The 18105-nt window shown below is 62.7% G+C and carries 18 protein-coding genes; 6 read left to right on the top strand and 12 right to left on the bottom strand.

The features are described from left to right. Positions 1-12: 12 nt before the first annotated feature. Positions 13-1503 (bottom strand): aminotransferase class I/II-fold pyridoxal phosphate-dependent enzyme, encoded by a 1491-nt coding sequence (locus tag VII69_12905; GenBank protein HEY5096007.1) that lies wholly within the window; start codon positions 1501-1503, stop codon positions 13-15. A 178-nt stretch (positions 1504-1681) separates the two neighbouring features. Here VII69_12905 and VII69_12900 point away from each other — a divergent pair, with 178 nt between their 5' ends. Together VII69_12900 and VII69_12895 are read left to right on the top strand one after the other, a co-directional pair. Further along, the gene (locus VII69_12900; protein ID HEY5096006.1) at positions 1682-2647 is read left to right on the top strand and encodes an NAD(P)H-quinone oxidoreductase; all 966 of its coding nucleotides are present in this window, start codon (positions 1682-1684) and stop codon (positions 2645-2647) included. A 43-nt stretch (positions 2648-2690) separates the two neighbouring features. Beyond that, positions 2691-3080: a Uma2 family endonuclease gene (locus VII69_12895; protein HEY5096005.1), complete on the top strand. Its 390-nt coding sequence runs from the start codon at positions 2691-2693 to the stop codon at positions 3078-3080. 48 nt (positions 3081-3128) lie between these two features. Here the strand turns inward: VII69_12895 and VII69_12890 are convergent, their stop codons facing one another. The 6 genes from VII69_12890 to VII69_12865 form a co-directional block, all read right to left on the bottom strand. Next, positions 3129-3443, bottom strand: coding sequence for a hypothetical protein (locus VII69_12890; protein ID HEY5096004.1), 315 nt, complete (start codon positions 3441-3443; stop codon positions 3129-3131). A 213-nt stretch (positions 3444-3656) separates the two neighbouring features. Continuing rightward, positions 3657-4115, bottom strand: a complete 459-nt coding sequence (locus tag VII69_12885; GenBank protein HEY5096003.1) for a hypothetical protein — start codon at positions 4113-4115, stop codon at positions 3657-3659. 71 nt (positions 4116-4186) lie between these two features. After that, positions 4187-4747, bottom strand: a complete 561-nt coding sequence (locus VII69_12880) for an HNH endonuclease (GenBank protein ID HEY5096002.1) — start codon at positions 4745-4747, stop codon at positions 4187-4189. A 46-nt stretch (positions 4748-4793) separates the two neighbouring features. Next, positions 4794-5384, bottom strand: a complete 591-nt coding sequence (gene pdxT, locus VII69_12875; GenBank protein HEY5096001.1) for a pyridoxal 5'-phosphate synthase glutaminase subunit PdxT — start codon at positions 5382-5384, stop codon at positions 4794-4796. A 91-nt stretch (positions 5385-5475) separates the two neighbouring features. Next, a complete protein-coding gene (pdxS, locus tag VII69_12870; GenBank protein HEY5096000.1) occupies positions 5476-6360 on the bottom strand; it encodes a pyridoxal 5'-phosphate synthase lyase subunit PdxS in 885 nt (294 codons plus the stop codon). 154 nt (positions 6361-6514) lie between these two features. Then, positions 6515-7645 carry a type IV pilus twitching motility protein PilT gene (locus VII69_12865; protein HEY5095999.1) on the bottom strand — a complete coding sequence of 377 codons (1131 nt, stop codon included), beginning with the start codon at positions 7643-7645 and terminating at the stop codon, positions 6515-6517. A 161-nt stretch (positions 7646-7806) separates the two neighbouring features. Between VII69_12865 and ispE the strand changes: the two genes are divergently transcribed. From ispE to VII69_12850, 3 genes are read left to right on the top strand one after another with little or no spacing between them, the layout of a single operon-like run. Continuing rightward, a complete protein-coding gene (ispE, locus tag VII69_12860) occupies positions 7807-8712 on the top strand; it encodes a 4-(cytidine 5'-diphospho)-2-C-methyl-D-erythritol kinase (protein HEY5095998.1) in 906 nt (301 codons plus the stop codon). Continuing rightward, positions 8702-9493 carry a nucleotidyltransferase family protein gene (locus tag VII69_12855; protein ID HEY5095997.1) on the top strand — a complete coding sequence of 264 codons (792 nt, stop codon included), beginning with the start codon at positions 8702-8704 and terminating at the stop codon, positions 9491-9493. Before ispE ends, VII69_12855 begins: the two co-directional genes overlap by 11 nt. Continuing rightward, entirely contained in the window at positions 9474-10169 is a 696-nt protein-coding gene (locus tag VII69_12850) for a hypothetical protein (GenBank protein ID HEY5095996.1), read from the top strand. Before VII69_12855 ends, VII69_12850 begins: the two co-directional genes overlap by 20 nt. 106 nt (positions 10170-10275) lie before the next feature. Here the strand turns inward: VII69_12850 and VII69_12845 are convergent, their stop codons facing one another. Continuing rightward, a complete protein-coding gene (locus VII69_12845; protein ID HEY5095995.1) occupies positions 10276-10806 on the bottom strand; it encodes a gamma carbonic anhydrase family protein in 531 nt (176 codons plus the stop codon). A gap of 7 nt (positions 10807-10813) precedes the next feature. After that, positions 10814-15097 carry an Rne/Rng family ribonuclease gene (locus VII69_12840; protein ID HEY5095994.1) on the bottom strand — a complete coding sequence of 1428 codons (4284 nt, stop codon included), beginning with the start codon at positions 15095-15097 and terminating at the stop codon, positions 10814-10816. A gap of 534 nt (positions 15098-15631) precedes the next feature. Between VII69_12840 and tpx the strand changes: the two genes are divergently transcribed. After that, positions 15632-16180: a thiol peroxidase gene (tpx, locus tag VII69_12835; protein HEY5095993.1), complete on the top strand. Its 549-nt coding sequence runs from the start codon at positions 15632-15634 to the stop codon at positions 16178-16180. Positions 16181-16280: 100 nt separating this feature from the next. Here the strand turns inward: tpx and VII69_12830 are convergent, their stop codons facing one another. From VII69_12830 to VII69_12820, 3 genes are all read right to left on the bottom strand, one after another. Beyond that, on the bottom strand, positions 16281-16619 hold the full coding sequence (locus VII69_12830; protein ID HEY5095992.1) for a hypothetical protein: 339 nt from the start codon (positions 16617-16619) through the stop codon (positions 16281-16283). Next, a complete protein-coding gene (gene rodA, locus VII69_12825) occupies positions 16616-17731 on the bottom strand; it encodes a rod shape-determining protein RodA (GenBank protein HEY5095991.1) in 1116 nt (371 codons plus the stop codon). Before rodA ends, VII69_12830 begins: the two co-directional genes overlap by 4 nt. A 9-nt stretch (positions 17732-17740) precedes the next feature. After that, the coding region (locus VII69_12820; protein ID HEY5095990.1) for a cell division topological specificity factor MinE at positions 17741-18105 on the bottom strand (365 nt) is incomplete at its 5' end.

Genomic DNA, 18105 nt, shown 5'->3' with positions numbered 1-18105 from the left:
CTCGTGCGACTGTTATGGTAGGACCCTTATGGTGCGCAATTTTTCGTCCACCGGTCCTTGGATGTGGACGCCTGCGTGCATTTCGGATTGCAGATAATCGATCGTGTCTTCGTCGATCCGTTCGCCCGGACAGATGATGGGTATTCCGGGCGGGTACGGCGTGATCACCTCCGCGCAAATTCGGCCGGCGCTATTTCGAAACGGCACTTCGACGTGGTCGCGCGTAAAGGCCTCTCGCGGTGTGAGAACCATCGCGGGTATCGGCGGCATCGCATATGTACCGTGTTGCATCCTGTGCTCGAGGATGGCGAACGCCGGCTCGGACCCGGCCGGCTTTTCATCTCTGGCGAGACGATCCACCGCGTCGATGAGCGCGTCGATCGATGCTTCGGTATCGCCAAACGTCACGAGCGCGACCACATTGCACAGGTCCGCCATGTCGGCTTGCACTTTGTAGCGCAGTCTGAGGATATTCGACGCCTCGTAGCCCGTGTAGCCCAAGTCTTTGACGGTGATCACGAGCCGCGTCTCGTCATATGCAGCGATACCCGGACGTCCGACATGTTCGACGCCCATGCAGAAAACGCCGGGAATGCGATTGAGGCGCTCGCGCGCGTTCCGCGCCAGCGCAAGCGCGCCGGTGAGCAATGCTTCGCCTTCAGTAGCCATCTGCATGCGCGCGACATCGAGCGAGGCGAGCATCGCGAGTTGGGGACTCGTGGACTGGAAAATACGTAGCGTGCTGCGTAGCCTACCTTGGTCGATGCGGTCGCCGACCGTGTGCAGCATCGCGCACTGGCTCATCGCGCCCGTCAGCTTATGGGTGGAGTTGACGCAAGCGTCGACGTTTGCAGAGGTCGCCGATTGCGGCAGCTCGGGATGGAAGTGCAGGTGCGGCCCCCACGCTTCGTCCACCAGCAGCATCTTGCCGCGGGCATGGACGAGCTTTTCGATTCCCGCGACATCCGCGGCCGATCCATAGTACGTGGGACTAGTCAAGAACACGGCGCGAGCTTCCTGGTTCTTATCGAGTGCGTTTTTGACAGTTTCGACGGTGACGGCGTGGTCGATGTGCAGGTCTTGATCGACCGCTGGCTGCATGTAGACCGGCCTCGCCGCGCTCATGATCAGCGCGCTCACCGCCGACTTATGGCTGTTGCGTGGGATGAGCACGGTATCGTCGGGCCGCAGAGCGGTCATCAACATCGCCTGATTGCCGGCCGTCGAACCGTTGATGAGGAAATAGGAGTAGTCGGCGCCGTAGGCGTCGGCCGCCAACTCGTGCGCGTGCTTGATCGCGCCTTCGGGCTGGTTGAGGTCATCCAAGCCGAGTACTTGAGTGAGATCGATCTTGAGGATATTCTCGCCGATGAAGTCCTTCAGGCGCGGATGCATGCCTCGGCCATGCTTGTGGCCGGGCGTGTGAAACGATACGACGTGGTCGTCCACGTAGGCGAGGAGCGCGTCAAAATAGGGCGTGCGGCTTTGATCAAGGCGCGGCAAGGCTTACATCCCTCCGGTGGTCAGTTGTTTGCGGTCGAGTTCAATCGACCGGGGCGCATGTGCGCGAACGGAATGGCCCGGAGGTTACCAGAACTCCCAGAAATGTCTGCACGAAGGAAGGAGCGGATTGCTTGCCATTGCGCGATATAGATTTTCTGACGACGCCAGGCCGACCTTCATGAAAGCACTCCGCCTTCGCGGATTCGGCGGTCCCGAGGTCATGGAAGTCGCCGATGTCGAAACGCCCGGCCCGCCGCGCGCCGACGAGATTCTCGTGCGCGTTCGCGCCGCAGGCGTCAACCGCGCTGACTTGCTTCAGCGTCAAGGCAACTATCCAGCGCCGCCTGGTTCGCCGCCGGACATTTTGGGACTCGAATTTGCCGGCGTTGTGAGCGCAGTGGGCCCCGATGTTCACGACTTGCGAATCGGCGATCGCGTGATGGGCATCGTCGGCGGCGGCGCACAAGCCGAATTTGTGCTGACCAACGAGCCCCAAGTCGTGCTTGTCCCCGACGGCGTCTCCGACACCGAAGCCGGCGGAATCCCGGAGGCATACATCACCGCGCACGACGCGCTGTACGTGCAGGGAGCGCTTGGCGCGGGCGAACGCGTGTTGATTCACGCCGTCGGATCGGGTGTCGGCATCGCCGCACTGCAACTCGCGAAGGCGCGCGGTTGCACCGTCTTCGGTACGTCGCGCAGCAAAGAGAAACTCGATAAGGCGACGGCGCTGGGCCTCGACGTCGCGATCGACCCCACCGTCGGCCCCTTCGAATCTCTCGCGCACGACATCGATGTCATCATCGACTTCATCGGCGCTCCGTATTTCGAGAACAATCTCAACGCGCTTGCGGTTCGCGGGAGGCTCATCAGCGTGTCGACGCTCGGCGGGGCGGCTGCCGCGCTGTCGCTGCGGACGCTCATGACAAAGCGTTTGCGCATCGTCGGCACGATGCTGCGCTCTCGTTCGTACGAGGAAAAAGCCGAGGCGACACGATTGTTCGCACGCGATGTCGGTCCTTTGCTCTCAATCGGCGCCGTACGGGTCCCAATCGACCACGTCTTCAAATTAGAAGAGGCTGCCGACGCCCATCGCTATGTCGAAGAGAACCAGAACTTCGGCAAAGTCGTATTCAGCATATAGGTGTGGCCGGGGCGTAACGAAGGTCTTTAGATAGGCGACGAAAATGGAGATTGAAGTTCCAAAGACGAAGCCGGCGACCGAATGGGTCAACGGCTGCGCTCTACAAAAGAAAAGACCAAGGGAACGGCACAGTCGCGCCCAATCGGCATTTCTCGTCGCACTATTGACGGTTGTCGCACCGAATGCCGTCGTCGAGATTCTCTCTCCTGGTGACCAGCGACGCGATGTCGACGAGAAGATCCAAGTCTATCTCGCGGCCGGCGCAGACGTCGTCCTCATGGTGGATCCTATGCGGGAAAGAGTCGACGCTCACAGTGTGCTTGGTCTCAAGACGTTCTGGCGCGGCGATGTAGTGACACATCGATCGCTTGTCGGATTTTTCATGAAAGTCGCAAAAATCTTCGAGAAAATTCCGCCGCGAGTCCAATCGTAGTAGGGTGAGCTGAATCTACGCTCACACTTTCTTTTGGGCAAGCGATGCTTACCGGACTCCGATCACTCGTCTGCCGACAGCTTTGCGCCGCTCCCGAGAAGCCACCCACGCACACGCACCGAACATCGCGATGACCGGCAATAACGCCAAAAATGCGTGCGCGACATTCAAGGCTCCGTACTTCAAGCTGATTGGAATCTGAGACACGTGCTCGAACTCGAAATTCGTCAGAACTGATGCCGATCCCCAGCCTATCCACGCACCGAGTATCGTTGCCACTAGGCCGGGCGCGGCAATCGAAGTCACATTATTCGTGCGCGCGACCCACGCGTAGGCAATCGGAAAGGTAATGAGACCTATCATTCCTCCGACGATCGCTGGCCACCATAAGGCACCGAATAGGATGTCGGTCACGCTCCATTGTAGCGGTACGTGCAAAACATAGAGCCGGAAAAGCGCCGGGACAGTCGCTCCTTCATATATTACGATACCGGCAAAACGCACCGCCGAAGAAGCCGATCGGAATCGCTATGAGGACATTGCGCCAGAACTGCGTGGCGCTAGGTTTCACCTCGGTCACTTGAAGTACGACTCCCAGCAGGATTGGTCGCCACGTCGCTCACGTTGCGCGTACATTGCGGGGCATGACAACCAAAACCCGAGCGACGCGGACAGCGCGAGCGGCGCAAACGGCCCGGCAAGTAGCCCAACGATGCCGAAGAGCACAGTCCCGACGCAAGCGCCGAGCAGTGCCGGCAATAGCTCTTCCCGGCGCAAGAACAGCAGATAAGCGATGGGTAAGTAAATCGCGCCAAGGGTCGCGCCTTTGGTCAAAGCGAGGTAAAACACCGACGGCCAGAGAGCGGCGTTCGTCATGAGGCCGGGCTGCAGTCCGGTTCCGCGGATGTACAGGATGACGATCGCGCAGATGAATCCGGCGACAGCGCCAAGAGGAACGCAGCCGAGCGCGCGCCACCATACTGCGATGGAGCGGAGGTTGGTTGTTTCGTCGGGATCAGCACTAGGTTGGCTCACAATTCCGCCTACAAAATTTTGGCCGACCATAAAGGTCGGCCCCACAGAATTGGTTTCGACCCAGAGAAGTGCTACGCTTCGATGCGCTCGTCGATGGAGACGTGATACAAGAACAGGTACTTGTACCATTCGCCAGGCAGCGTGTGGCGCTTCACCTGGATCCACGGGATGTACTTGGGAGTGCGCGGTTTGCGCAGCAGATGGAGGTTTGCATCCTGCGGCGTGCGATTGTTCTTCCTATTATTGCAAGCAAGACAGGCGCACACGAGGTTCTCCCACGTGGACGGCCCGCCGGTGCTCTTGGGGACGACGTGGTCCACCGTCATCGGGCCCTCGCCCTTGCGCCCGCAATATTGACACATGTAGTCGTCGCGCAATAGCACATTTTTCTTCGTGAGCGCGACCTGCTGGCGCGGCCTGCGGATGTAGTACAGCATGCGGATGATGGAGGGCATTCGCATTTCGAACGTGGCGGCGCGCAACGGGCGGTCGTGCGTGTGGAGGACCTCGGCCTTGCCCGAAAAGACGAGCTTAACCGCGCGCTGCAACGACGTGACATTCAGCGCTTCGTACGTGGCGTTGAGGACAAGGACGTCCACCATGCTTAAAAAAGACCCCCGTTCGCGCTTCATTTAGGGCGAACCGGAGCGGTCCCCTGCCTTGAAATGCCCGCTGGGACTAGGATTGCGTCGCTAGTACCATGTCGATGAAATAGCGATGCACGCGCAGATCCGATGTCAGTTCGGGATGGAAGGACGTTCCGAGGACGTTATTCTGACGGACCATCACGCCCTTGCCGTCGACCTTTGCCAATATCTTCGCATCGCGTCCGGCCCGCTCGATCCATGGCGCACGGATGAAAATCCCGGGGAATGGCTTGCCGTCGATCCCTTTTATCTCGAGCTTTTGTTCGGCGCTTTCGACTTGGCGGCCAAACGCATTGCGTTTCACTTCGATGTCCAGCAGTCCGAGGGTCGGCTGCACGGAGCCGGTCACCGTGCGCGCCAGCAGGATCATGCCCATGCACGTGCCCCAAATCGGCACGTTTCGTGCGGCCATATCGTGCAGAGGTTTGGTGAGGCCGAATCGATCCAATACGATGCCGAGCGTCGTGGACTCGCCACCGGGAACGATGAGACCGTCTACTTTTTCGAGTGCGTCGGCGGTCTTGACGCCGCGCGCCTTCACGCCGGCTGCGCGCAACGCAGCGAGATGTTCTTCAACATCGCCCTGTAGCGAGAGCACGCCGATGGTGAGCTTCTTGGCCATGGTAGCTACGTTCGCCCATGGGCAAGCGATGCTTGCCCTCCTACAGGGCGAGCGATGCTTGCCCTCCTACAAATAGGGGTAATTAAATGGGCTACCAGCCGCGGCCGGCGAGCAATTGATCCTTTGGAATCTGCGAGATCTCGAGACCGGCCATCGGCGCACCGATCGACTTCGACGCCTCCATGATCTTGACCGGGTCATCGAAGAAGTGCGTGGCCGACACGATGGCTTGGGCGGTCTTCTCCGGATCTGCCGCTTTGAAAATGCCGGACCCGACGAAGATTCCTTCGGCACCGAGCTGCATGCAGAGCGCCGCGTCGGCAGGTGTGGCGACGCCGCCGGCGACGAACATCACCACCGGCAACCGGCCAGCCTTGGCGACCTCTCGCACGATCTCGACCGACGCTCCAAGATCGCGGGCCATCGCGACAAGCTCTTCGGTGGGCAACGATGCGAGCCGGCGGATGTCGTCGTTCACTTGCCGGAGATGACGGATGGCTTCGACGATGTTGCCGGAACCGGCTTCGCCCTTAGTGCGGATCATCGCCGCGCCTTCGGTGATCCGGCGCAACGCTTCGCCGAGGTTGCGGCAGCCGCACACGAACGGCACCGTGAAGTCTCGTTTGTCGATGTGATATGCGTCGTCCGCCGGTGTGAGCACTTCGCTTTCGTCGATGAAATCGACACCCATCGCCTGCAGCACTTGCGCCTCGACGAAATGACCGATGCGCGCTTTGGCCATCACCGGGATGGTGACGGCATCCATGATGCGTTGCACGACTTCAAGATCGGCCATGCGCGCGACGCCGCCGTCTTTGCGGATATCGGAGGGCACGCGTTCGAGCGCCATGACGGCGACGGCGCCTGCCGTCTGGGCGATGATCGCCTGTTCGGGCGTGGTGACGTCCATGATGACGCCGCCTTTGAGCATCTGCGCCAAACCACGTTTGACTTTCTTAGTGCCTTTGTTCTTCACGGCATCTCCTAGAGCGGATCGGCCTGGCACGGAGCCGGCCAAAATTGGATCGGTATTCAACGTAGCACAACGGAGGTCGCTTTGAGTACCCCGATAGGTACAATCGATACGCTTTGACGGGACGGAGCGGAATGCGAGCGCGCGAACGGGCGCTCTACCAGGCCGCGGTCTCCTGCATGTCGGCGCCGCTCGTGACGTGACCTTCGATGGCGAGGCGGAATTCGGTGGGCTTGTCCGCTTTCGAGTACGCTTCTTTTTCCGTGACCAATCCGCTTTGGTACAAATCGAGCAACGACTGCGTGAACGTCTGCATGCCGTCGTACTTGCCGGCAGCCATGTACTGATACATGTCGCCGAATTTACCCTCGAGAATGAGACTGCGAATCGTCGGCGTCGCGATGAGCACTTCTACTGCGGGCACGCGGCCGCCGCCGTCGAGACGCACGAGCAAACGCTGAGAGACGATGGCGCGAAGACTCGTCGACAATTGCACCGTGAACTGTTTGCGATTGCCTTCGGGCAGCGCATCCATGATGCGCTCGAGCGCTTGGATCGTGTTCTGCGTATGCAGCGTCGACAAGACGAGGTGACCCGTTTCGGCCGCGGTGAGGGCAGTGATGATCGTTTCCGGATCGCGCATCTCGCCGATGAGAATGACGTCGGGATCCTGGCGCAGCGATTGCTTGAGCGCGATCGTGAATGAGCCGGTGTCGATGCCCACTTCGCGCTGTGAGATGATGGACTGCTTGTCGACGTGGATATATTCGATCGGGTCTTCGATGGTGACGATGTGGCGGCGTTGCGTCGCGTTGATGTAATCGATCATCGCAGCGAGCGTCGTCGACTTGCCGGTGCCGGTGGCGCCGGTCAACAAAACGATGCCGTCCTGCAGTTCGCACAGTTCTCGCAGCACGGCCGGAACGCGAAGCTCTTCCATGCTGGGAATATCGAGACGCACGGTTCTAAAGGCGGCGCTCACGGTGCCGCGTTGGAAAAACGCGTTGACGCGGAAGCGGCCGTGACCGTGAAGGCCGTAGGCGAAGTCGAGTTCCTTGGTCTCCATGAACTCTTGCTGCTGCGCATGAGTCATAGAAGAGAAGATGATGTTCTCGCACTCGGGCAACGACATCGGTTTGTCGCCGAGCGGTTTGAGGACGCCGTGGACGCGCACGATCGGCGGCACTGCGGCTTTGAGATGCATGTCGGATGCACCAAGCGCGACCATCTCGCGCAGAAGACCATCGAGGTCTCTGCCTTGTGCCGGCCGGCCGTTGAAGCTATCCACTCATCGTCTCGCTTTAAGGTGTTTTGGGATAATAAGGACTGCGCGGCGAGTTGGCCGCTCATGTCCTTATGTTATCGGCGCTTCCGGCCTGAATTGCAAGTCCGCACGTTTCTGCGGGACAGCGGAGGACGGGTTTATGGCCGATTCGAACGTGATTGACGATGGCCGCTTGGACCCGTGCTTTTCGCCTTAAAGCACGGGCGAAGTTGAATTTGACGCTCTACGTCGGCGCCGTTTTGCCAAACGGGCTGCATGAGTTACGCTCGCTTGCGGCTTCTTTGACCCTAGCCGACGACGTCTTGTTCGAGCCCCATGACGGCGATTTCGGCGTCATCTGTGAGGGACTAGATATCCCGGAACGCGATAATCTCGCCTTTCGAGCCGCCGCGGCGCTTGGGGTTAAAGCTCGCGGCGTGAGGATTCGGGTCGGCAAGCGAATCCCAGCTCGAGCGGGACTCGGCGGCGGCAGCGCGGACGCTGCGGCTGCGTTGATCGGGCTGGCTCGCATTTCCAGGGAAGGCGGATCGGTCGAATATTCCGATGCCGAGTTAAATGCGGCGGCGGCGGCGCTTGGATCCGATGTCCCTGCCTGCCTGTTGGCCGGGTTCAAAGCAATCGCGGGGACGGGCGATCTCGTGCATCCCTTATCCATCGCTTCGCCGCCATGGGGGGTGGCGTTGCTCAAGCCGGCTGATGGTCTCTCAACCGAAGTCGCATACAAACTCATCGATACGAACGCCGACGATCTTCAACGATCGTCCGAATCGATCGCGCGCCGCGACCGTTCGGGCGATCTATCGGCGCACGTCCGATCGGGAATGTACGCCGAATTTTGCAAGAGCCTGCACAACGATTTCGATTCGATGGTCCGGCGCGACCTGCCCGACGTTGCGCGCGCGCACGATCGTCTGCGATCAGCGGGTGCGGATGCGACGATGCTGTGCGGAAGCGGTTCCACGGTCGCCGGAATCTTCCGGTCGGTCGCGGACGCGGAGGCCGCGCTGGCGCGCATCGCGCTTGCCCGCGACGAATGGTCGGCCGCCGCGGGATTTAGCGATGGCGAATGAACCGATGATCGCCGTGGCGCTGGCCGGTGGTCGACTCGAACGCGATTTTCGCGACGCAGGTTACGACGTCGCGAACAAGGCCTACTTATCGATACGCGGCGTGATGATGCTCGAACGAGTCCTGTCGTCGCTGCGCGGCGCGTCGTCGGTCGGGCGCATCCGCTGCGTCACGCAACCTGAGGCGTTCGACGCAGCGTTCGGTTCGCGCGGCGCCGATCTATGCGACGAGGTGCTGACTCCCGGCGCCGGATTGATCGAAAGCATGCTGGCTGGTCTCGCCGGGTTGCCGGAAGATCGACTCGTGTTGATCGTCGCCACCGACATCCCGCTCGTTCGCCCGTCGGACGTCGACGCGTTCACCGCGCGGGTTATGGCGGCGCCGTGCGACGTCGCCTATGGTTTTGTCCGGCGCGAACCTCATGAGGCTCGCTATCCCGGCGTTCGTCATACGTGGGTACGTCTGCGGGAAGGAACGTTTTGCGGCGGCGGCGTTTCGGCGATCCGCGCCGGCGCGGGCGTTGGTCTCGCCGACGCGCTGCGGCGCATCGTGGCCGCGCGCAAGTCGCCGCTCCGGCTCGCCGCGATCTTCTCACCGGCGCTGCTGTTCCGTTATGTGTTCGGCATGCTCGGCATCGCGGATGCGGAGCGGCGCGCAGACGTCATCACGTCTTGCCGCTGCCGCGGCATCGCGTGCGACGAGCCGGAACTCGCGGTCAATGTCGACCGCCTCGAGGACCTGCGCGAGGTCGAACGGATCTTGGATGCCCAAGAAAAAACGTAGGGCCGCTTCCTCTGAGCCCGGCCGCACGGCCCGCGCGGCCGCCGCACCGCCTGGTCCGATGTCGCAGCGCGGCGCGCAGGCCGTGTTCTTCATGGCGATCGCGTTCGTCGCGGCTCATCAAGGCATCGTCGGACTTGTAGATCCGGCGCGGACGTACTTGTTGTGGGCGCTCGCGGCTGCCGGTTCGCTCGTCGGCGTGATGCGACGCAAGGACGCGCGCTTTACCGACGATTTGTGCTTGTCGCTTTCGCCGCGCGCCCGCGGCGGCGTGTTGTTCGGCGTGCTGGCGTGCGTTGCGCTTGCGATCGGCGGCGCCGGAAATCGCGAGCACGGATTATTCGCGACGTCGACCGTCGACGCCACACTTGTGGGCTGCCTCGTCTTCGCGGGCGCGATGCTGGCGTGGGGCGGGGCGGCCGGCGCAGTGACGACGATGTTGGGACGATCGGCGCCCGGCATTTTCGCGGGCGCACTCGTGTTCACGATGTCGTTCTTCAACGGCAATCTATATTCCGATGCTGCCGTCTTCGTCGCGGCGATCGCGGCAACCATCGTCACGCAGCGGACGCGGTCGGTCGGCTTTGCCGCGATCGTTTTCGCCTACGGCGCCGGCGGCGTGCCCGCGGCCATTGCGACGTCCGCGCTCTACGTGCTCGTCGCCGCCGCGCGCCTGTAGGAGGGTGAATTTCCTGTACTAGGGTGAGCATCGCTCACCCATTTTTTGGGCAAGCGATGCTTGCCCTAGTACAATGGCCCTAGTACAATGGCCATCCTACATATTGTTATAATCGCTTGTCCAGGTCTTGCGCCAGATATTCGGCCGTGAGCCGAACGTATGCCGCCGTCGAAACCTGCGACCACGTGCGTGAGCTGCCTTCAAGTTTTTTCTTGACCTTGGCAGGCGCTCCGGCAGCCAGCACATCGTCCGGTATCTCCTGATCTTCGAGCACCACCGTCCCGGCCGCGATCAACGCACGCTCTCCGACCGTAGCTCGATTGAGGACCACCGCATTCATGCCGATCAATGCGCCGCGGCCGATGTGGCACGCTTCTAGTATCGCGCCGTGCCCGATGGTCACGTCTTCTTCCACAACCGTGTCGTGGTCTTTGTAGACGTGAATCACGGCGTTATCTTGCACGGACGTGCGAGCGCCGATGCGGATCCCAGCTTCGTCAGCGCGGAGCACCGCGCCGAACCACACGCTTGCCCCGTCGCCGATGTCGACGTCGCCGATAAGCGTGGCGTTAGGAGCGAGGAAGACGCCGCGTCCGATCTTCGGCGTCTTCCCGTTGTACGTGAGGATGTGGGCCATCGCGGTGTTAGAAGTTGTCCTCCCCGGAGATATCCCACGGCGTCTTGGGAGCCGGCGCGTCCGGCTCATCGGTGGGTTCGATCCGGCGGCGCTCTTCGGCGCGTTCGCGCGCGCGCCGTCGCCGATCTTCAAGTTCGTCGGCATCGCTCACGAATATCGAACCCGCGGCAGCGTCGACGCGCTCGGCCGCGCTCTCCTCGATCCCTAATTCGAGTGCCGGCGGTGCGAAAACGACGTCTTCGCCTTCATGCCTGCCATTGACGGGAACGTCGTCCAGCGGCGGCGCCGCCAGATCTGCTCCTTCGGGCGCGGGATATAACTGCCGGACCTTTCCTTTCGGCGGCGGCGGCTCGCCGGGCTTGCGCATCATCGGTCCGCGAGGCGTGCGGCGCGAATCAAAGGGCGGCGCCTTGGGAGAGCCTGGCGGTCTTGGCGTGTCTTCCATATCCGCTGGCGGATAGAGCTGCTTCACCGATGGCCCGACGCGCGGCGGCTTCACCTCGCGCGGTCCTCGATCTCGGCCTCTGCCGCGTGACGGTTCGCCGGTTTCGGCGCGCTCCGGTCGCTCCGCGCGATGCGGGCGCTCGGGGCGCTCGACTTGCTCGCCGATTGGTGCTCCGTCGCGGCCTTCGTCGTGGGGACGGTGACGCGCGTCGTCATGTGCCGGTCTGCGTCGAGGCAATAGGTCCGGTTTGAACTCGACGTCGACGATGGCCGGCGCGTCCGGCGCGATGACGATATCGAGATCGTCCACAGGCTCGTCGAGATCGGCGTAGTCGCCAGGCAGAACGTCCGGTTCTCGAACAGGTCGATCGAACGACGCCGCACCGGGTCTTGAGCCTCGTCCGCGTCCGCCGATCGGCCCGCGCGGCTCACGAACGAGCGGTCCGGGGACGTCGTCGACGTCGACAAAGTCCCGGATTGGAATCCGCTCTCGCGCTTCAACGCGCGACGGCGGTTCGGTCCGATCTATCGGCCCAGTTCGTGCGGGCGGCTCGCGGCGCACGCGCTCCGGCCGATCGGCACGGCCGCGATCGACCGGCCGCTCTCGTTCGGCGGGTCGCGTCCGCTCCGCGCGCGGCGGTTCGTCATCGTCAGGGTCTATCGTGACGGGCGCGCCGTAGAGCTGCTGGATCGGACCGGTGAACTTATGACGTCGTCGGGTTTCGGGGCGCTCGTCGCGGTCGTCAGCATCGACGCCATCGATATGTGTGCCGATTTTTTCCGGCCGGTCCGCGCGATCGCTGCGGGCTGGGCGTTCCACACGATCGACATCGAGTCGCTCGCCACGTCCGCGCACAGGTCGAGACTCGCTGCGGAATCGGTCGGGATCGGTTTGGATCGTTCGCGCCCGCGGTGCGTCGACGATCTCGACGTCCGCATCGGCCACGTCGAGCGCGTCGCGATCGACGCCCAACGGCGCTGCGCCGAGAGAACGTCCGCGACCGCCGCGGCGCCGCCGCCGACGCGGTGCGTCGCCGTCGGTACGGTCATCGGCGTCCACGTCGGGATCGACATCTCGCGCGTCAAGCGGTTCGCGACCTCTGAGAGGTTCGCGGTCGCGCAACGGCTCGCGTCCCCGCACGGGTTCGCGGTCACGTACCGGTTCGCGCCCTCGTGCGGGTTCGCGGTCACGGACCGGATCGCGGTCACGAATCGGTTCGCGGTCACGTACGGATTCGCGGTCACGCAATGGTTCTCGGCCGCGAACAGGCTCGCGGTCGCTCGATGATTCTCGGCTGCGAACAGGCTCGCGGTCGCTCAATGGTTCTCGGCCGCGAACAGGCTCGCGGTCGCGCAATGGTTCGCGGCCGCGAACAGGCTCGCGCTCACGGACGGGTTCACGGCCGCGAACAGGCTCGCGCTCACGGACGGGTTCACGGCTACGGATCGGCTCGCGATCTCGGATCGGCTCGCGATCTCGAATCGGCTCGCGGTCGCGGACCGGCTCGCGGCTCCTCGACGATTCCCGGCCGCGCAGTGGTTCACGATCTCGGACAGAGTCGCGATCTCGTGCCGGCGCACGATCGCGCACCGGCTCACGGTCGTGATCTCGTTCACGCTCTCGCCCGCGCGCGGGCGCCGAGCCGCGATCGCTCGCGACTGAAGCAGTGACCGGACGCTGGCTGCGGGCAGCCGGCACCACGACCACCGCGTCATCATCGCTATCCTCGTAGTCGATGTCGCCTTCACCGCCGACGATCAGCGGTTGCGGCCTGTCGGCATCGCGATCCCGGTCGCGACTGCCGCCTCGACCGCCTCGACCACCGCGACCATCTTCGCGTTTCGGTTCGTCGCGCCGTCCGTCCGGGCGCTTCCGTCCGTCGCCGCGGCCTGCGGCCGGCCGGTCGTCTCGCGTGCCCGTTGCGGCGGGGCGCTCGTCGCGGCCGCTGCCGACTGCTCCGCCGGCCTGTCGGCCGCCGCGAAGCGTGTAATCTTCTTCCTCGTCGGTGTCCATGCCGAACGGCACGGCACGGCGCGGGGCGCGTGCTGCCGGTTCTTCGTGGACGTCGCGATCGCGCTGCGCGGGCACCGGCGGCGCGATCGGCGCCTCGGTCTCCACGGCGCTTTTTCCGTGGCCGCGACCCCGGCGACGGCGGCGCTGCGCAGTCTGGAGGGGTTCGGCCAGTTCGCCGCTGGCGAGGTTGCCGGCCATCGCGGTGATCTTGATCTTGACGGTCTGTCCGACGCCGTTCGCGGCGTCCTTGACTTCGATCAGATTCCCGTCCACCGCGGCAACGCCGGACGACGGGTCGGGCATGCGGACGGACAGCAACTCGGTCTCGACTTCGCGGCCGACCGTGAGCGGTTTGCGGGTACGGTGACCGTTTTCAAGCAAGACATTTTCGCGATGGCGCTGGGGCTCGACGAACATCTGCAAGTCGAAGGTGCTGGCTTTTCCGAGTTTTTCGAATTCTTCGCGGTACCAGCCCATCAACTGCGTGCCGACCGACGGGTCGATGACGACGTCGAGTTTTCTGTCGCGTTCTCCGTTGCGCGCGCGCTGCCGGATGTCGCGCAGCAATTTGATGGCGAGCGATTCGCTCGACATCACCGTGCCGAGACCCGTGCAATACGGACAATCCGATCGCAGTTGACCGCCGAGATCCTTGCCCACGCGCTTGCGTGTGAATTCCAATAACCCGAGGTTGGAGAACGATTGGATTGTGCTGCGCGTGCGATCTCGCCGCAGCGCGTCGGAGAGCGTGTCGATGACTTGCTGGCGGCTGCGCTCCTGCGCCATGTCGATGAAGTCGACGACGATGATGCCGCCGATGTCGCGCAACCGCACCTGCCGCGCGATTTCCGCAGCGGCTTCGATGTTCGTGCGGACCAGCGTATCTTCGAGATTGCGTCCACCGGTGAACTTTCCGGTATTGACGTCGACCACCGTGAGTGCTTCGGTATGTTCGAGCACGAGATGGCCGCCCGACGGCAGCATGATCTTCGGTTTGAGCAGTTTCTGCAGCTCGTCATCGATGCCGCGCGACTCGAAAAGGTTGCCCGGCCCTTCGAATAGTTTCAGCCGGCTCAAATATTGCGGTCCGAGCAGCGAGAGCGTCTGGCGGATCTCGTCGAATTGTTCCTTCGAATCGATGACGACTTGCTCGACGTCGCTCGTCATGAAGTCGCGGACCGCCTTGAAGACGAGGTTTAGATCCTTGTGCAGCAGCGCCGGCGCAGTCTCGCGTTTGAACGATTCGAGGATGCCGTGCCAGAGGCGCAATTGTACGCCGAGATCGGCGATCAGCTCCGCTTTGCTCACGCCGCGCGCGGCGGTGCGCACGATCGTGGCCATGCCGTCGGGCCGGACATCGCGCATGATCTGTTTGAGGCGATCGCGCTCGCGCTCGTCCTCGATCTTCGACGAGACGCCTGAATAGCGGCCGGTCGGCATCAGCACGAGGTAGCGCCCTGGCAGTGAGATGTTGGTGGAGACGCGCGCTCCTTTTAGGCCGCGCGGCTCCTTGACGATCTGGACGAGAATCTCGTCTGCGGGATGGAGCAGTTCGTTGACGGTGTGTCCCTTGCGGCGGTCGGTGATCTCCGTCTCGCCGATATTGATGGGATCGCGCATGACGTCGTCGACGTACAGAAACGCGTTGCGGCCGAGCCCGATGTTGACGAAACTTGCGCCCATTCCGGGCAGGACGTTCTCGACGCGGCCTTTATAGATGGAGCCGATGACTTTCTCTTCACGTTCGAAGTAGATCTCGGCCAACGATCCCTCTTCGAGGACGGCGACGCGGTTCTCCCAATCGTCGCACGAGATGAGCAACTCGGTTTTCAAATCATTCTACCTTTTACCTGAAATAAAGACGCCGCGACCCCGGCTCAGAGGAGCCGGTGTAACGGCGAAAGCGGAAGGCGATTGCGTGATCGGTCTGGTTCTCAGGTGATCGTGGCGATCGTGTCGGTTGTAGGATCGGCGTCGTGCCCTCTAGCGACGGTATGCACGCATAAGCCTCGCCTCTGCTCGCCCGTATGGCAGGCGCAAGCTAAGGCGTCGCGTGGAACCGGCATGCCCTATTGCGGGCTTCGGAGCGGGAGCGTACGGCGCGAGACGGGGCGTTGCGGAACCTGTGAAATCTTGGGAAGAAACTCTTCTCGGTGGCGGCGTCGTGCTCGAAAACTGTTGGACGACGTCTTCGCCGTGAATGCAACGCGCGAGCGGTTCGTGGTACGGGCCTCCGGCTCGTAGTCCGGTTCGCCCTGATGGTTCTCCAGGAGGGACGGATTGGCCTTTTCGACGCGTTGAGAGCGGTACGAGCGTAGGACGGCTCGAAACGCGCGCCATTCAAAGCAGTCGTGAAAGGAACAACCCATGCCAATCGATCTAGCGCCTGAGCGCACCGGCGTCGTCACCTGGAAGGGCAACCCCATCACACTTCAAGGCCGGGCAGTGGCGGCAGGCGATAAGGCGCCGGATTTCCAGCTCTCGGGCGGCGATCTCTCGGAAGTCACGCTGAACGATGCGCTCGACGGAGGTAAGCGTGCAGTGATGTTCCTTGTCGTACCGTCGCTGGACACCGGCCTTTGCTCCCTCGAGACCGGGAAGTTCAGCAAGCGCGTTGACGAGATTCCCGCGGACAAGCTCAAGACGTATGCGGTCAGCATGGATCTGCCGTTCGCGCAAAAGCGATGGTGCGTCGCGGAGACCGTGCAGAATATCGGCATGCTGTCCGACTACCGCGATCATTCTTTCGGCTATGCTTTTGGCGTGCGCGCCAAAGAAAAAGGCTTGCTCACACGTGCGATCATCATCATCGGCGGCGATGGTATCGTTCGCTACGTTCAGCTGGTCCCCGACGCGACATCCGAGCCGGACTACGAAGCGGCGATGACCGCCGCGAAAGCAGCCGCCGGAGCCTAAGCCGTACTAGGGCCAGCCGTACTAGGCAAGCCGTACTAGGGCAAGCATCGCTTGCCCATCGTAAAAAAAACTAGGGCAATCGATACTTGCCCTAGTACGGTCACCCGGCGATCTTCACACGGCGCCCTAGCGCCTTGAAATACGCGATCACCGCGTCGCGTTTGTCGCCCTGCAGTTCCACGATGCCGTTCTTCGCGGTGCCGCCGGTCGCGCAGCGGCGCCTCAGATCCGATCCCACCGATTGGAGCTCCGCTTCCTTCAGTCCGGTCACCACGGTCACCGAACTGCCGCGCCGCTTCTCGCGGAAAACGCGCACGACGCCGTCGTCCGGAATGCCGGAGTTGGTTGACGTTTTCCGGGGTGAAGGCGTCTTCTCCGGGACTACGCTGCCGCCGTCGGTCGAATAGACGAGGCGGCGGTCTTCGGCCGCGTGGGTCATGCGTCGTCGAACGAGATCTTATCGCGTTGTAGATGGATGTTGAGCAGCACGCCGACGGCCATCAGACACGTGATCAAGCTCGATCCGCCATACGAGATAAATGGAAGCGGAATGCCTGTGATCGGCATGATCCCGACCGTCATGCCGATGTTGATCAAGATGTGAAACGTGAACATCGCGGTAATACCCGCGGCGACGAGCACGCCGTAGCGGTCGCGCGCGGACGCGAGCGAAAGCAATCCCATCGCCAGCAAGACGGCGTACAGAACGAGCAGCGCAAGAGCTCCGATGAAGCCCCACTCCTCGCCGATCACCGTGAAGATGAAATCCGTGGCGTGTTCGGGTACGAAACCAAGTTGCGTCTGCGTGCCGTTGAATAGACCTTTGCCGAACATCATGCCGGACCCGATCGCGATCTTCGACTGGATGAGCGACCAGCCCGCGCCTTGAGGGTCGTTTTGCGGATTGAGAAAGACGAGCAGCCTCGCGCGCTGGTAGCCGTGCAAAAGATATGGCGTGGTCACGGCGAGCGTACCCAAACCCGCAAGCACGCCGGCATAGACCGCGAAATAGCGCGCCTTCGGCAGCGCGAAGAACAGCATCGCGGTGAAGATCGCGACGAGGACGAGCGCCGTGCCGAGATCGGGCTGGGCAAGCACGAGCAGCACGGGAACCGCCAGCGCGACGATCGGGATGAGGTAGTCTTGAAACCGGTCGTACGAACGCTTAGGATTGCCGAGCGCCGCGGCGACCGACAACGTTGTGAACAGCTTCGCCGGTTCGGACGGCTGGAAGATGACCGGACCAATACTGATCCACCGCTGTGCGCCGAGCGCGGAGTGGCCGGCCGCGAGAACGGCTGCCAACATCAGGAGATTCGCTGCGTAGACCGGCCACGCGAAGCGTTGCCACAGATGATAGTCGGTGAACGTCATCGCCGCCATCGCGATCACGCCGACAATGAGGTAAGCCACTTGGTGATCGAAATCGGTGCGCGCGTCGCTGGCGTGCAGCGTCGCGCTTTTGATCACCATCAGGCCCATAGCCGCAAGCGCGATCGCCACGGCAGCCATCACGTAGTTGAGCGACTGGTACCATGGACGCTCGAGCATGTCCGACTCTTATCCGGGCGGCGGCGGCGACCCCTCAATCTGGTCGGAAGGCAACTCGGGCTGCGGCGCGGCCGGACTTGCGGCTCGCGGGCGTCTCCGGCGGCGGCGGCGCTGGGGCGGACGAATCGGTTCGGACGAGCCCGAGGGATCCACCGGATCGGAATTCGCCCGCCCGTTTTCGAGCACGCCGGCCGGTTGCGCCGCGGGCAGCCGCGCGAGGGCGATCGCGTCGTGCGTCCGTACTTCGCGCACCGGAATGGTCGCCAGCAACGCGAACTGGCGCTCGGCATTTTCAAAATGAACATCCATGCCGCGCTCGTCGATCTCCAAATAGCGTCGCAGCACTTCGAGCATCTCGCCCTTCATCGCGTCGA

Source organism: Candidatus Eremiobacteraceae bacterium, from assembly GCA_036511855.1.
Classification (GTDB): domain Bacteria; phylum Vulcanimicrobiota; class Vulcanimicrobiia; order Eremiobacterales; family Eremiobacteraceae; genus JABCYQ01.
Note: the sequence above shows the minus strand (reverse complement) of the source record. Positions and strands in the feature narration are given on the sequence as shown.